Annotated in this window: 13 protein-coding genes; 5 read left to right on the forward strand and 8 right to left on the reverse strand. The window is 62.8% G+C overall.

The genetic code is table 11. The features are described from left to right. Positions 1–57: 57 nt before the first annotated feature. On the reverse strand, positions 58–369 hold the full coding sequence (locus ACWGXF_RS20210; protein ID WP_202789220.1) for a hypothetical protein: 312 nt from the start codon (positions 367–369) through the stop codon (positions 58–60). Between the two features lie 232 nt (positions 370–601). On the opposite strand from ACWGXF_RS20210, the gene ACWGXF_RS20215 reads away from it, so the two are divergent. Genes ACWGXF_RS20215 through ACWGXF_RS20230 form a run of 4 tightly spaced genes read left to right on the forward strand, consistent with a single transcriptional unit; the run spans position 602 to position 2,976 of the window. Next, positions 602–1,141, forward strand: a complete 540-nt coding sequence (locus tag ACWGXF_RS20215) for a GbsR/MarR family transcriptional regulator (protein WP_012838998.1) — start codon at positions 602–604, stop codon at positions 1,139–1,141. A gap of 47 nt (positions 1,142–1,188) precedes the next feature. Then, positions 1,189–2,073, forward strand: a complete 885-nt coding sequence (locus tag ACWGXF_RS20220) for an NAD-dependent epimerase/dehydratase family protein (protein ID WP_054075569.1) — start codon at positions 1,189–1,191, stop codon at positions 2,071–2,073. After that, a complete protein-coding gene (locus ACWGXF_RS20225) occupies positions 2,066–2,503 on the forward strand; it encodes a DoxX-like family protein (RefSeq protein WP_202789222.1) in 438 nt (145 codons plus the stop codon). The genes ACWGXF_RS20220 and ACWGXF_RS20225 overlap by 8 nt, the downstream gene beginning before the upstream one ends. After that, positions 2,500–2,976: a DUF2269 family protein gene (locus ACWGXF_RS20230; protein WP_256630892.1), complete on the forward strand. Its 477-nt coding sequence runs from the start codon at positions 2,500–2,502 to the stop codon at positions 2,974–2,976. The genes ACWGXF_RS20225 and ACWGXF_RS20230 overlap by 4 nt, the downstream gene beginning before the upstream one ends. A gap of 111 nt (positions 2,977–3,087) precedes the next feature. On the opposite strand, the gene ACWGXF_RS20235 is transcribed toward ACWGXF_RS20230, so the two are convergent. Further along, entirely contained in the window at positions 3,088–4,632 is a 1,545-nt protein-coding gene (locus ACWGXF_RS20235) for a methyl-accepting chemotaxis protein (RefSeq protein ID WP_314353406.1), read from the reverse strand. Between the two features lie 196 nt (positions 4,633–4,828). Next, a complete protein-coding gene (locus ACWGXF_RS20240; RefSeq protein WP_003066527.1) occupies positions 4,829–5,305 on the reverse strand; it encodes an Lrp/AsnC ligand binding domain-containing protein in 477 nt (158 codons plus the stop codon). Positions 5,306–5,420: 115 nt separating this feature from the next. On the opposite strand from ACWGXF_RS20240, the gene putA reads away from it, so the two are divergent. Beyond that, a complete protein-coding gene (putA, locus tag ACWGXF_RS20245) occupies positions 5,421–9,269 on the forward strand; it encodes a trifunctional transcriptional regulator/proline dehydrogenase/L-glutamate gamma-semialdehyde dehydrogenase (protein WP_256630894.1) in 3,849 nt (1,282 codons plus the stop codon). 306 nt (positions 9,270–9,575) lie between these two features. Here the strand turns inward: putA and ACWGXF_RS20250 are convergent, their stop codons facing one another. From ACWGXF_RS20250 to ssuD, 5 genes are all read right to left on the reverse strand, one after another. After that, a complete protein-coding gene (locus ACWGXF_RS20250) occupies positions 9,576–9,791 on the reverse strand; it encodes a TOBE domain-containing protein (protein ID WP_003053517.1) in 216 nt (71 codons plus the stop codon). Between the two features lie 319 nt (positions 9,792–10,110). After that, complete coding sequence (locus tag ACWGXF_RS20255; RefSeq protein ID WP_012839005.1) at positions 10,111–11,043, reverse strand: CysB family HTH-type transcriptional regulator; 933 nt, start codon at positions 11,041–11,043, stop codon at positions 10,111–10,113. A gap of 69 nt (positions 11,044–11,112) precedes the next feature. Then, complete coding sequence (locus ACWGXF_RS20260) at positions 11,113–12,111, reverse strand: ATP-binding cassette domain-containing protein (protein ID WP_039051089.1); 999 nt, start codon at positions 12,109–12,111, stop codon at positions 11,113–11,115. 143 nt (positions 12,112–12,254) lie between these two features. Continuing rightward, positions 12,255–13,097, reverse strand: a complete 843-nt coding sequence (gene ssuC / locus ACWGXF_RS20265) for an aliphatic sulfonate ABC transporter permease SsuC (RefSeq protein ID WP_003066538.1) — start codon at positions 13,095–13,097, stop codon at positions 12,255–12,257. A gap of 10 nt (positions 13,098–13,107) precedes the next feature. After that, entirely contained in the window at positions 13,108–14,331 is a 1,224-nt protein-coding gene (gene ssuD / locus ACWGXF_RS20270; RefSeq protein WP_202789018.1) for an FMNH2-dependent alkanesulfonate monooxygenase, read from the reverse strand. Between the last annotated feature and the right edge of the window lie 8 nt (positions 14,332–14,339).

The following is a 14,339-nucleotide window of genomic DNA, read 5'->3' on the forward strand; positions in this document are numbered from 1 at the left end:
CTGCAAGGCAAAATCAAGCCTCAATGTGCCGCCGAAGCTTGTCTGACAGCTATGCAATCAGAAGCGTTGCTCTTCACGCAGCCTGCGCTCGCGGCTATTGCGCGCCGCAGCAATCTGGGCGCGCTCGGCGATCAGGTTGACCTCGGTGGCACAGTTGTACTCGTCGAGCGAGAAAAACATGCGGGCTCCGGGGGAGAGCTGCGACACCGTCTGATGCAGGGGCAGAGACAGGTCGACCGGCGCCACATTGGAGCGATAGATCAGCTCGTTATTGGGTGCATAGACAAAATAGCAGGCAGCCGATGCGACCTGGGCCCAAGCACAGGCCGACAGAACCAAGGCGGCACGCAGGACGGATGCAGCGGTCATGAACTCTCCCTTCCCTGACGGGGCTCCATGCCCCTGTAATGCGGCTATTTTACGATTAGCGACGCAGCGACCGGGTCGATGCGAAATTTCTTCATTGCAAGAAAATTGCTTGCCGCCATGCCCCCCCTATGCGCACAGTCTGCACGAACACCTTGCGGATCCCGCTCGGGCATTCGCACGAATATAAATTTCTGTATTGACAGAAATTTCAAGCAAGACCACACTTCATCTCATGCAACTGAGTCCTATCGCTGAACGCTTTGTGCATCACTGGGGAGATATGGGCAACGCCTGGGGCGTGAACCGCACGGTGGCACAAATTCATGCACTGCTGTTCTTTCATGGCCGTCCCCTCAATGCCGACGAAATCTGCGAAACCCTGGGCGCGGCACGCTCCAACGTCAGCAACAGCCTCAAGGAGCTGCTGAACTGGAACCTGATTCGCAGCAGCCGCAAGAGCGGTGACCGGCGCGAGTATTTCGAGACCTCGGCCGATGTCTGGGAGCTGCTGCGCACCATTGTGCGAGAGCGCAAGCAGCGCGAGTTCGACCCCACCAGCGCACTGCTGCGCGAATTGATCGCCCAGCCCGAATTCGAGCAGGAAACGCCCGATGCCCAGGACCGCGTGCACGAGACGCTGCGCCTCATGGATTCGCTGGGCATCTGGACCGACGAAATGCTGCGCCTGTCTCCAGCCACGCTGGACAAGATCCTGCGCCTTGGCGCCAGCGTCCAGCGCTTTGTCCGAGGCAAGGATGGCGGCAACGATTGAAGCCAAACTGAATTCTGTCAAGGCAGAAAACTGCAAAGGAGTAGCGTATGCGAGTTCTGATCTGCGGCGGCACAGGCTTTCTGGGCCGACATATCGTAAATGCGCTGGCCCTGCTGGACCACGACCCCGTGGTGCGCAGCCGCCACAGCCAGCCGCCGCTGGACTTTGGCTCCTGCACCACGGCCGAGGCATGGCTTGAGCATCTGCAGGGCATCGATGCCGTCATCAACGCCGTCGGTGCTTTGCGCGACAAGCCCGACCAGGATCTGCAGACCCTGCACTCTCTGGCTCCCATCGCGCTGTTCGATGCCTGTGCCCAGGCCGGCGTGCGCCGCGTGGTACAGGTCTCGGCCCTGGGCGCGGGTCAGGGCGGCACCCAGTACGCAAGCACCAAGCGCGCAGCCGACGAGCATCTGCTGGCGCTGGGCAGACAAGGCGGGCTCCATCCCGTTGTCGTGCGACCCAGCATCATCTTTGGTGCGGGCGGAGCCAGCAGCCAGCTGTTCCTGAATCTGGCCAGGCTGCCCGTTCTGCTGCTGCCCGAACTCATGCGCAGCAGCCAGATACAGCCCGTGGCCGTGCGCGACCTCGCCGAAGTGCTCGCGCATATGGCGACATCGGACACATCCGAAGGTATCGTCGAAATCGGCGGCCCCCAGCCACTTTCGACAGAAGCCTTCATCGCCAGCCTGCGCAACCAGATGGGTTACGGCCCGGCATCGGTATATGCCCTGCCCGACTGGATGAGCAAGGGCAGCGCCAGAGTCGGCGACCAGATCCCTTCCCTGCCCTGGTGCAGTGAAACCATGGCCTTGCTGGAAAACGACAACGTTACCGATCCTCAGACCCTGGCCTCGCTGCTGGGGCGCGCTCCCGTGGCTCCGGATGCCATGCTGGCCACCTTGCCCAAGGAAGGCCGCCGCCATGCCTGAGTTGCAAAACAGCAGCAGACCCAACCCGCAGAAGCAAGCTGCCCAATTCATGCACGCGAGTCTGGTCGTCGTCTGGCTGGGCACGGCTCTGGTCAGCGCACTGGACTATCTCGGACTCTCGGGCCTCAACCACGAAGGTGCCCGCTTGCTGGACCAGGGCGGCATTGGCGATACACGCTGGCAGGCACTGCTCATCTGGTCCGGCCTGCTGGCCGATTTGGCTCTGGGTCTGGCCTTGCTGCTGCGTCCAGGCCGCGCCATCTACCTGAGCGCCCTGCTGCTGATGACGGCCATGACCGTGATCGGCACGGCTCTTCAACCCACGCTGTGGCTGCACCCCCTGGGGCCGCTGCTCAAGAACCTGCCCATCGCCGCCATGCTGTGGTTCTTGCTGCAAACAGATCACTCGTACAACAGGCTTGAATCATGAATACCTATCTGTTGCTCAAGACACTGCACATCCTCTCCAGCGTGCTGCTGGTCGGTACCGGCCTCGGCTCGGCCTTCTACATGTTCTTTGCCAACCGCAACGGCTCGGTCGCTGCCCAGGCAGTGGTCAGCCGCCTGGTGGTGCGGGCCGACTGGTGGTTCACTACTCCCTGCGTCTTCATTCAGCCGGTCACGGGCATTGCCATGGCCTATCTTGCAGGCTGGCCACTCATCACTCCCTGGCTCGCGCTTTCGCTGGGCCTCTATGCGCTGGCCGGCATCTGCTGGCTGCCCGTGGTCTGGCTGCAGATCCGCATGGCAGCGATGGCAAATCAGGCCCATAGCCAGAGCCAGGCCCTGCCGCCGCTTTTCCGGCAATACCAGTTGCGCTGGGAGGCCCTGGGCTACCCTGCCTTTGTGGCCATGGCTGGCACCTATTATTTGATGGTGAACAAGCCACAGCTCTGGGGCTGAGGCGCTTGTCGCGGGCAGATCACGTGCCTCCCGCTCAAACGCGGAAACAGCCGGCTGCCGATGGCCGCCATGGCCCGGCCCCGGCTGCATGGCGGCGCTTCGCAGCGCGGGCTAGCGGAACACGCCAATCGCTTCCACAAGATTCTTCACCTGCCATTGCATGCTGCTGGAAGCCTGCGCCCCCTGGGTCACCAGCTGCGCGTTCTGCTGCGTCAGATAGTCCATGTCCGCCACCGACTTCCCTACCTGGCTGATCTCCTCGCTTTGTTCGCGCGTGGCCTTGCTGATCTCGGCAATGAAGTCCGCCACGCTGCGCGCCTGGGAGACGATATCCCCGATATTGCTCCCCGCATCGCTGACCACCAGAGAGCCGGCCTCGATGGTGGCCGTGCTGGCCTGAATCAGCGCCTTGATCTCCTTGGCAGCATCGGCGCTGCGCTGCGCCAGGGCCCTCACCTCGCCGGCAACGACGGCAAACCCCCTGCCATGCTCGCCCGCGCGGGCGGCCTCCACGGCCGCATTCAGCGCCAGCAAATTGGTTTGAAAGGCAATGCTGTCAATCACGCCGACGATGTCGGCAATGCGGCGGGAGTTGGCCGTGATCGACTCCATGGTGGAGACGATCTGATCCATGGACTGCCCCCCGCGCAAGGCCGCCGCGCTGGCTTCGCTGGCCAGCACGCCGGCTTTTTGCGCCGTATCGGCGCTGGACTGAACCCGGGCCGTGATCTGCTCCATGGAGGCCGAGGTCTGGGCCACATTCACCGCCAGCTGCTCCGTCTGCCCGTGCAGATAGCTGTTGCCCTGCTCGATCTCGTTACAGGCCTGCTGAACATTGAGCGCCTGCTGGTTCACATCGTCCACCAGCCAGCGGAACATGAGACCGATCTGGTTGACCGTGCGCAGCGTGGTGCCGATTTCATCCGAGCGCTGCAAGTATTCCGTCTGCCGGTTGTTGCCGGTTGCCACGTTCAGCGACTGACGCTTGAGCAGCTCCAGCGGCGTGGCGAACTGGCTCTCGAGCAACAGCGTCATCAGCATCAGGGCCACCGTCATGAAGGCCGCCATCGACAGGAACTGCATCTGGCTTTGACCCAGCAGCCAGGCCCCAAGCACCAGGGCGCCCCACAAGGCCAGCGAGTTCAGGCGAATGCGCCGGCGCACCCCCATGTGCCGCCAGATCGACAGCAACTTCCCCAACCCCTTCTTGGAGACTATGCCTTTGTGCAGCTCAGGCGCTGAACCGCCCTTGTCGTGCATGGACTCATACAGCTTTTGCGCCGCCTCGACCTCTTTGCGCTCGGGCTGGGTGCGCACCGACATATAGCCCTTGGCCTTGTCATTGCGGATGATGGGAATGGCATTGGCCCGAACCCAGTAGTGGTCCCCGTTCTTGCGCCGGTTCTTGACCAGTGCGCTCCAGGGCTCGCCGCTTTTGAGGGTGGCCCACATATCGGCAAAAGCGGCCGGGGGCATGTCCGGGTGGCGCACCAGATTGTGCGTCTGGCCGAGGATCTCTTGCGGCTCGAAGCCGCTGACCTCCATGAACGCCTGATTGGCATATTTGATGTAGCTCTCCGTGTCCGTGGTGGACATCAGAGTCGCGTGCTCATCAAAGCTGTACTCCCGCTGTGTCACTGGTGCATTGACTCTCATAGATGCCGCTTTTTGGTCATTAATCGAGAAAAACTGCACAGCTTGTGCCGCAGCCTGCACTGCGGCAACCACCTCTGTGTGTATCAATTATTTACATGTTTTTTGCGGCCCATCTATTCCTGAAAAAGCAGTTGTTGCTCGCCCGCGTCAACGTAGATACAGAGTCCTGAACTCTTCATGCAAACGCGCTTTTCTCCTACAAAGGCAGCCGCGCATCATCCTTGATCTCCTCCATCACCGCATAGGTTCTGGTCTCGCGCACGCCCGGAAGCTGCCACAGCACCCGGCCCGCGAAGTCACGGTAAGCCGCCATATCGGCCATGCGGGTCTTGAGCAGATAGTCAAAGCCGCCGGCCACCATATGGCATTCCATGATGGCGGGATAGGCCAGCACGGCAGCCTTGAACTCATCAAACACATGGGGCGTGGTGCGATCCAGCAGCACCTCGACAAACACCGTCATGCCCACGCCCAGCTTCTGCGGATTCAGCCGCGCTTCGTAGCCCAGGATGTAACCATCGCGCGTGAGCCGGGCCACACGGGCCTGTACGGCTGTGGGCGACAGCGCCACCTGTTCGGCCAGGCGCAGATTGGAGATACGCCCATCGGTTTGCAGAATTGCCAGTATTTTTCGATCAATCCTGTCGATATCCACTTCTGAAGCGTCATTCATTGGTGAATTCCTCTTTTTAGTTCACTCAATATAGTGATTCATTTTTCGACAAACCAGCAATGATTTTCCCTATGTAGACAGCTGCGCCCGGGCCGCATGCAATGCAGCTGTGAACATGGTGAAGGCCGCGCACCCGCTCGCGTCCAGGCTCTACGACACCTGCACAGACATGCCGACTTTCACTGCGCTGCCAGATTCCAGCCGCCCTGCCGATGAACTGCGTCAAGCCATCAGTTGCGCCACCCGCATGGCCGAGTCCGATGCCGTGGCCCGGCTGCTGCCTGCCGCCACGCTGCCGCCCGCCCAGGCTGCCCAGGTCGCTGCCCATGCGCAAAAGCTGGTCGAGCAACTGCGCGCCCAACCCGCCAGCGCTGGGCGCCAGGGGCTGGTGCAAGGTCTGCTGCAGGAGTTTTCGCTGTCCTCGCAGGAAGGCGTGGCACTGATGTGCCTGGCCGAAGCCTTGCTGCGCATCCCCGATACGGCTACCCGTGATGCACTGATCCGCGACAAGCTGCGCGGCGGCGACTGGCAGGCTCATCTGGGCAAGAGCCCCTCGCTCTTTGTCAATGCAGCTGCCTGGGGACTGGTGGTCACCGGAAAGCTGGTCGATACGCATAGCGAGTCAGGCCTGCTCGCGGCGCTCAAACGCATCACAGCCAGGGGCGGCGAGCCGCTGGTGCGCAAGGGCGTGGACATGGCCATGCGCCTGATGGGCGAACAGTTTGTGATGGGCGAGACCATTTCCCAGGCTCTGGAGCGCGCACGCGAGCTGCAGGCCAGAGGCTTTCGCTATTCCTACGACATGCTCGGCGAGGCCGCACTCACCGCAGAGGATGCGCAGCGCTACATGCAGTCCTATGTGAATGCGATTCATGCGATCGGCAAGGCCGCTGACGGCAAGGGCGTCTATGAACGGCCGGGCATTTCCATCAAGCTCAGCGCCCTGCACCCGCGCTACAGCCGCGCGCAATGGCAGCGCGTGATGAGCGAGCTGCTGCCACGCGTGCTGCAGCTGTGCGAGCTGGCACGCAGCTACGACATAGGACTCAATATCGACGCCGAAGAAGCCGACCGCCTGGAGCTGTCGCTGGACCTGCTGGAACAATTGGCCCACGCCCCTGGCCTGGCAGGCTGGAACGGCCTGGGCTTTGTGATTCAGGCCTATCAAAAACGTTGTCCCTATGTGATCGACTATCTGATCGACCTGGCCCGACGCAGCGGACGCCGCCTGATGGTGCGCCTGGTCAAGGGCGCTTACTGGGATAGCGAAATCAAGCGCGCCCAGATCGACGGTCTGAGCGACTATCCGGTCTACACCCGCAAGCACCACACCGATGTAGCCTATATTGCCTGCGCTCGCAAGCTGCTGGCCGCACCCAGCGCCATCTACCCGCAATTCGCCACCCATAACGCCCAGACCGTGGCCAGCATCGAATCCTTGGCAGGTGCCCAGCCCTACAGCGCTGGACGTTATGAGTTTCAATGCCTGCACGGCATGGGCGAGCAGCTCTACCTGCATGTGGTCGAGGCCGAGGACAAGGCCGCACGCCGCCCCTGCCGCATCTATGCTCCCGTGGGTACGCACGAGACACTGCTGGCCTATCTGGTTCGCCGCCTGCTGGAAAACGGCGCCAACAGCTCATTCGTGCACCGCATCGCCAACCCCGACTGGCCCATCTCTGATTTGATAGCTGCCCCTGCAGACCAAACGTGGGCTGAGGGGCAGCCGGATCCCCAAACCCGAGCCGAGGTGGAAACACTGCTTGCGGCCGATGACGTAGGCCTGCCCCACCCCCGCATAGTGCTGCCGCGCGAGCTGCTGGGCAAACAGCGCCGCAACTCATCTGGTCTGGACCTGAGCGATGACGGTGTGTTGAGCGCTCTGTCTCAAACGCTTGTGCAAAGCCGGCCCGCACAACTTCGCCAGGGTGTCCATGCCGTGCATGCCGCCGATGCCATCGGCACAGCCATAACCAACCCGGCCAGCCATCAGGAGTTGCTGGGCTATGTCAGCGATGCCGGGCCCGCGCAGATTCAGCAGGCAATGCAGGCGGCCGCACAGGCTCAGCCCGCCTGGCAAGCCAGCCCCGCCGAGCTGCGCGCCAGTCTGCTGCAGACCGCCGCCGAGCTCTTTGAAACGCAGATGCAGCCGCTGATGAGCCTGCTGATGCGCGAAGCCGGCAAGACTGCGGCCAATGCCGTGTCCGAGGTGCGCGAGGCCGTGGACTTTCTGCGCTATTACGCGGCTCAGATTCGGCGGCAGGCCGATGCGGATCTGCTCGCCCCCGGCATAGGCCCTGTGGTCTGCATCAGCCCCTGGAATTTTCCACTAGCCATCTTCACCGGCCAGGTCGCAGCCGCCCTGGGCGCTGGCAATGTGGTGCTGGCCAAGCCCGCCGAGCAAACCCCGCTGATCGCCCTTGAAGCCGTGCGCCTGCTGCATCAGGCCGGCATTGCGCCAGACGTGCTGCAACTGCTGCCCGGCCGGGGCGAGACCGTGGGCGCCGCGCTGGTGGCCGATGCGCGCGTGGCAGGCGTGCTGTTCACCGGCTCCACCGAGGTGGCGCGACTGCTGGCTCTGCAGACCGCCGCCAGGCTGCGCCCCGACGGCCAGCCCGTGGTGCTGGTGGCCGAAACCGGCGGCCAGAACGCCATGCTGGTGGACTCGTCCGCCCTGGTCGAGCAAGCCGTGCAGGACATTGCTGCATCCGCCTTTGACAGCGCAGGCCAGCGCTGCTCGGCTCTGCGCCTGCTGTGCGTCCAAAACGACTGCGCCGACCGGCTGCTGGCCATGCTGCGCGGTGCCATGCAAGAGCTGCATTGCGGCAATCCGGTCGAGCTGGCTACCGATGTGGGACCCGTGATCGATGCCGATGCCAAGACTGCTATCGAGCGGCATATCGCCAGACTCAGGGCTCTGGGTCTGCGCATCCATCAATCGCCGCTGAGCCCGGAAACTGCCGCACAAGGGCATTTTGTAGCGCCCACGCTGATCGAGCTGCCCGATCTGCATCAGCTCAAGCACGAAGTCTTCGGCCCCGTGCTCCATGTGCTGCGCTATCAAAGGCGCGAGCTGCCGCAGTTGCTGGAGCGCATCAATGCCCTCGGCTACGGCCTGACCATGGGATTGCACACGCGCATCGACGAAACCGTGCAGCTAGTCGCCCAGGCGGCACATGTCGGCAATCTGTATGTGAATCGCAATATGGTGGGGGCCGTGGTCGGTGTTCAGCCCTTTGGCGGCGAGGGGCTGTCGGGCACCGGTCCCAAGGCCGGCGGCCCCCTGTATCTGCCTCGCCTGCAGCAGACACCCGGCTCGCCCCTGCGTTTGCTCAGTCTGCTGCTGCATCAATCCGGACAGACACAGGCCAGTGCCGCACCCGTCACGGCAGCAGCGGCGACCGCCTTGCAGCAACTGGGTCACTGGGCCAGGCAGCATGGTGAAGCCATCGTCAGCCACGATTGCGAGCACCTGCAATCGGCCCTGCCCGATCTGCATGCCGCGCGTCTGTTGCCCGGCCCCACAGGCGAGCGCGATCTCTACCAGTTGCTTGGCAAGCCGCGCACACTGTGCCTGGCGCAGGAAAGAACCATGCTGCTGCTGCAACTGGCTGCCGCACTGGCCTGCGGCTCGCAAGCCCTGTGGGTACCCGGCCCGCTCGGCACCACAGTTCACGGCAAGCTGCCAGAGTCACTGCGCCTTCATGTGCGGCTGCTGCCTGCCGAGCTGAGCGTCGAGGAAATTGCGGAGACCGAGGCCATGGATGCAGCACTGCTGGAATGCGACGCCCCCCAATTTCTGCGCTGGGCGCAGGCCTTGGCAAGGCGCCCGGGCCCGTTGATACTGCCCACACGCTGTGTGACAGGCCAACCCGTCCGGCTGGAGCGGCTCTGGCATGAACGCGCTCTATCGCACAACACGGCGGCAGCGGGCGGCAATGCGGCATTGATGACGCTGGAATAGGCAACCCCCCCTGAGGCGCTTTGCACCTTCCCCCTCTCTGCTTCGCGGGGGTCCGCCAAGGCCCTTGCTTGCTGTCCACTGCTTAGGCCATGCCTGTTTGGCGCTATGCGCCCGATGCTCACCACGCCCGTCAGAACCGCTACCAACCGCAGGTTTGCCATTGAGACCAGGCGCACAGCCGCAGACAGTGCCCAGTACGGCAAGGCGAAGCAACGATATATCAAGGGTGGTATTAGCGGGTCCAAAAAAGAGAGCACCCAGCGCAAGCAGTACCTGCGCTGGGTGCTCTTTGAGAGTAAATGAGATTTACAGCTTGGCGATGGACACCTCTGTGGACTTGACCAGAGCTACAACCTCCGAGCCCACCGCCAAGCCCAGATCATTGACCGAGCGCGTGGTGATCACCGAAGTGACGATGCCCCAGGGCGTTTCCACATCCACTTCCGAGACCACGTCACCGCGGATGATTTCCTTGACCTTGCCCTTGAACTGATTGCGTACGTTGATGGCTTGAATGGACATACAAAATTCTCCTGAGAAGTCATGAAGGTTCTGAAAAACAGTGTTTGCTGCACTGCATGAAAACAATTCTGAAACCTTCTTCAAAAAACTCAAAAGAATAAAAACAAAAATTTTTATATCAAAAACATCTTATAAAAATAAGCGACCGTAGCGTGGCACAAGCCTGCGTGGCCATGCATCGCGCGGATTACAAGGATGCCCAAGCTGCGCAAAAAGTTGGAGGCATTGAGCACCACCTGTGCCAGCCCCTGCTGCACAGTCGCCCCATGCAGTGCAATACCAGGGGCTTGAAGCTCTTTCGGGAGGTTCGAGTTGAAATTCAGCCTTCGGCAGATTGCAGTGCCGCACGCACCACCCCGGGGGTCAGCGTAGGCACAAAGCTCTCGATGAAGGCATAGGCATAACCACGCAGCCAGGCATCGCGGCGCAGAGCCAGGCGCGTGAGATTGACCTCGAACAGATGACGGGCATCGATAGCGCGCAGATGGCGGTCGCGCTCGGCATCGAAAGCGATGGAGGCAATGATGCCCACGCCCATGCCCAGCTCCGCATAGGTCTTGATCACATCGGCATCCATGGCGGTGAGCACCACATCGGGCACCAGCCCGGTCGCCGCAAACGCCTTGTCGATATGGGCACGCCCCGTGTAACCCTGCTCGTAGGTGATGATGGGGTGGCGCGCCAGCGCTTGCAGCGTCAGTGCTCCGTCCGTATCGAGCAGTTCATGGCCGGGCGGCACGACCACACTGTGCGACCAGCGGTAGCAAGGCAGGGTCACCAGGTTCTCATAACTGCCCAGTGCCTCGGTGGCCACACCGATATCGGCCTCGCCTGATAGCAGCATCTCGGCCACCTGGCGTGGCGAGCCCTGATGCAGATGCAGCGAAACCTGGGGGTAGAGCCTGCGGAAATCACGCACCACCTGGGGCAAGGCATAGCGTGCTTGGGAATGCGTAGCAGCAATCGACAGGCCGCCACGTTCGCTGGCGTGGAAGTCCTCTCCTGCGCGACGCAGATTGTCGGCTTCCAGCAGCATGCGCTCGACAATAGGCAGCAAGGCCGTGCCGGGCGGCGTCAGGCCCGTCAGACGCTTGCCGGCGCGCACAAAGATATCGATGCCCAACTCCTCCTCGAGCTCGCGAATCTGCCGGCTCACACCGGGCTGCGAGGTGTGGAGCATGGCCGCCACCTCGGTCAGATTGAAGCCACGCCTTGCCGTTTCCCGGACCGAACGCAGTTGCTGAAAATTCATATCTTGATGGCAGGCGGCACAGCTTGTGGCTGCGCCAGCCGCCTGTTTCTCTTTGTTTTCGTTGGATGCTCAAATCGCCCAGCGCAGACCCGTAGCCGGCACGCCAGGCCAGCTCGGCAATCCGGTTGCCTGTTCTGACTCGGGCTTTTGCAGCACGCGATCCAGAATGCGTGTCTCCAGCGCGGCAAAGCGGGCATCGCCATGCACACGCGGACGCGGCAAATCGATGCGCTCGTCGAGCGCAATGCGCCCATCCTCGATCAGCACCACGCGGTCGGCCAGGGCCACGGCCTCCTGTACATCGTGCGTGACCAGCAAGGCCGTGAAGCCATGGCTGCGCCACAGACCTTCGATGAGGCGGTGCATCTCGATGCGCGTCAGCGCATCGAGAGCGCCCAGCGGTTCATCGAGCAGCAGCAGTCGCGGCTGGTGAACCAGGGCACGGGCCAGGGCTACGCGCTGGCGCTGGCCGCCAGACAGCCGCGCCGGCCATTCGTTTTCGCGGTCAGCCAGTCCTACCTGCGCCAGCACCTTGCGGCCGCGCTCGCGTGCCGAATCGGGCAACCCCAGAATCACGTTGTCCAGCACCCGCTTCCAGGGCAGCAGACGCGCGTCCTGAAACATGATGCGCGTATCCCTGTTCTGCCGGCGCTGCTCGCGCGCATCGCCCGCATCGATCAGTAGCTGCCCGGCACTGGCCTCTTCCAGCCCTGCCACAAGGCGCAGCAAGGTGGACTTGCCGCAACCGCTGCGCCCAACGATGGCGATGAACTCGCCCGGCCGGACATCGAGCTGCACCTGTTTGAGCACTTCACGCTCGCCATAGCGCTTGGTCAGCTGCAGCGTCTGCAGATGCACACCCTGGGCCGCTTTCTGCTGCACATCCGGCTGCTTGCTGCTGCCCTGCTGCTCTTCTTCCGCATCCTTGGTCCGCTGCCACAGCTTTCCACTCGCCTGCAAGGCCTCGGCCTCGTCCCAGGAAGCCTCCCAGGCCACCAGCGGCTGACGCGCATTCAGCGCACCTGCACCCACCAGCGACTGCGTCAAACGACTCCACAAACTACTCATCGCAAGCTCCTCTCATTCTTTCCACCAAGCCCCAAAAAGCGCACTACCCAGGCCAGAGACATCCAGCAAGAGCCGTCTCGCAGCGAGGATGTCGTCCCCCTCCCGAAGAGAGAGGGGGAAGCCGCGCAGCGGCTCAGGGGGAGTCACCCCTGATACCCCGGATGCCAGCGCAGCCACCAGCGCTCCAGCGAACGGGCAAACACATCGGCCAGCTTTCCCAGGATTGCGTAGAGCAAGATGCCTACCAGCACCACATCGGTCTGCAGAAATTCACGCGCATTCATGGTCAGGTAGCCGATGCCCGCCTGGGCCGAGATGGTCTCGGCCACGATCAGGATCACCCACATCAGCCCCAGCGAAAAACGCAAGCCCACGAGGATGGAAGACAGCGCTCCCGGCAAGACGATGTCGCGATACAGCTGCCAGCGCGTGAGGCCGTAGCTGCGGCCCATCTCGATCAGACCAGGGTCCACGTTGCGAATGCCGTGAAAGGTGTTCAGATAAATGGGAAAGAACACCGAGACGCTGATCAGAAACAGCTTGGCCGATTCGTCGATGCCGAACCACAGAATGACCAGCGGAATCAGCGCCAGCGCAGGGATGTTGCGCACCATCTGGATCGTGGAATCGAGCAGCGTCTCGGCCCAGCGCAGCGAGCCTGTGAGCAGACCCAGCAGCAGGCCCAGGCTGCCGCCAATGGCCAGCCCCGCCAGCGCACGCCCGGCACTGACCTTGACATGGGTCCATAACTCGCCCGACTCTGCCAGAGCCCAGGCTGCACGCAACACATCCAGCGGTGCGGGCAGCACCCGCGTGGACAGCCAGCCATAGGCTGATGCGGCCTGCCAGGCAGCGATCAGCGCGACCGGCAACAGCCAGGGCAGCAGCCGCAAAGCGAACTGACGCGCCAGCAACTCAAGGCGCGGCACCGGCGGGCTTGCAGGCTGGGCAGCGGATTGCAAGGTCAGCGTTTGAACATCACTCATACACTCTCCTTCAGCTTTGCGACACTCGGACCTGCTCGCGCTCTGGAGCGGCGGCTCCCGAAGCAGCGGCTCCCGAAGCGGCGGCTCGCGGCGAGTACAGATTGGCCACGGTCTCGCCGAACGGGCCGCCGGGGTTGCCACCGCCGAGCTTTTCCTGCACGTTGACGGGCAGCAGCGGGAAGACCAGTTCGGCAAAGCGATAGGCTTCCTCGAGATGCGGGTAGCCCGAGAGCACAAAAGTGTCTATGCCCAGATCGGCATATTCCTTGATACGGTCGGCCACAGCCTGGGCGCTGCCCACCAGGGCCGTGCCCGCACCGCCACGCACCAGGCCCACGCCGGCCCACAGATTGGGGCTGATCTCCAGGTCCTTGCGGCTGCGCTTGGTACCGCCCGCGTGCAGCTGGGCCATGCGGCGCTGGCCTTCGGAGTCCATGCGCGCAAACGCAGCCTGGGCCTGCACCACGGTCTCGTCCTTGAGGCGGCTGATCAATCGCTCGGCGTCGGCCCATGCCTCTTCATCGGTCTCGCGCACGATCACATGCAGGCGGATGCCGAACTTGACCTGGCGGCCACGGCGATCGGCCTTCTGGCGCACATCGGCAATCTTTTTGGCGACTTCGGCCGGTGGCTCGCCCCAGGTCAGATAGGCATCGACCTGCTCTGCCGCCAGCTCGTGGGCGGCAGGCGAAGAACCGCCGAAATAGACGGGTGGATAGGGTTTTTGCAGCGGCGGGAACAGCAGCTTGGCACCCTTGACCTGCAGATGCCGACCTTCGAAATCCAGCGACTTTCCCTCATGGCTACGTGCCAGAATCTCGCGCCAGATCTCGATGAACTCGGCCGATTGTTCATAGCGCGTCGCATGATCGAGAAACACGCCATCGCCCTCCAGCTCGGCCTGATCGCCGCCGGTGACCAGATTGATCAGCAGCCGCCCCCCGGAAAGCCGGTCGAAGCTGGCTGCCATGCGAGCAGCCAGGCTGGGCTGATGCAGGCCGGGACGCACGGCCACCAGGAACTTGAGGCGCTTGGTGACGGGCAGCAAGCTGGACGCCACTACCCAGGGATCTTCGCAGGAGCGGCCCGTGGGAATCAGCACGCCTTCGTAGCCGAGGCTGTCGGCCGCCACGGCCACCTGCTTGACATAGTCATGGCTCAGCTGGCGTGCGCCTTCGCTGCTGCCCAGGTAGCGGGCATCACCATGGGTGGGAATGAACCAGAACACTTGCATGACGAAAT

The sequence above is a fragment of the Comamonas sp. HJ-2 genome (genome assembly GCF_053615495.1).

Coding starts and splice junctions, on each gene's coding strand:
- ACWGXF_RS20210 (WP_202789220.1), bottom strand. CDS start 369: ATGACCGCTGCATCCGTCCTGCGTGCCGCCTTGGTTCTGTCGGCCTGT.
- ACWGXF_RS20215 (WP_012838998.1), top strand. CDS start 602: ATGCAACTGAGTCCTATCGCTGAACGCTTTGTGCATCACTGGGGAGAT.
- ACWGXF_RS20220 (WP_054075569.1), top strand. CDS start 1,189: ATGCGAGTTCTGATCTGCGGCGGCACAGGCTTTCTGGGCCGACATATC.
- ACWGXF_RS20225 (WP_202789222.1), top strand. CDS start 2,066: ATGCCTGAGTTGCAAAACAGCAGCAGACCCAACCCGCAGAAGCAAGCT.
- ACWGXF_RS20230 (WP_256630892.1), top strand. CDS start 2,500: ATGAATACCTATCTGTTGCTCAAGACACTGCACATCCTCTCCAGCGTG.
- ACWGXF_RS20235 (WP_314353406.1), bottom strand. CDS start 4,632: ATGAGAGTCAATGCACCAGTGACACAGCGGGAGTACAGCTTTGATGAG.
- ACWGXF_RS20240 (WP_003066527.1), bottom strand. CDS start 5,305: ATGAATGACGCTTCAGAAGTGGATATCGACAGGATTGATCGAAAAATA.
- putA (WP_256630894.1), top strand. CDS start 5,421: ATGGTGAAGGCCGCGCACCCGCTCGCGTCCAGGCTCTACGACACCTGC.
- ACWGXF_RS20250 (WP_003053517.1), bottom strand. CDS start 9,791: ATGTCCATTCAAGCCATCAACGTACGCAATCAGTTCAAGGGCAAGGTC.
- ACWGXF_RS20255 (WP_012839005.1), bottom strand. CDS start 11,043: ATGAATTTTCAGCAACTGCGTTCGGTCCGGGAAACGGCAAGGCGTGGC.
- ACWGXF_RS20260 (WP_039051089.1), bottom strand. CDS start 12,111: ATGAGTAGTTTGTGGAGTCGTTTGACGCAGTCGCTGGTGGGTGCAGGT.
- ssuC (WP_003066538.1), bottom strand. CDS start 13,097: ATGAGTGATGTTCAAACGCTGACCTTGCAATCCGCTGCCCAGCCTGCA.
- ssuD (WP_202789018.1), bottom strand. CDS start 14,331: ATGCAAGTGTTCTGGTTCATTCCCACCCATGGTGATGCCCGCTACCTG.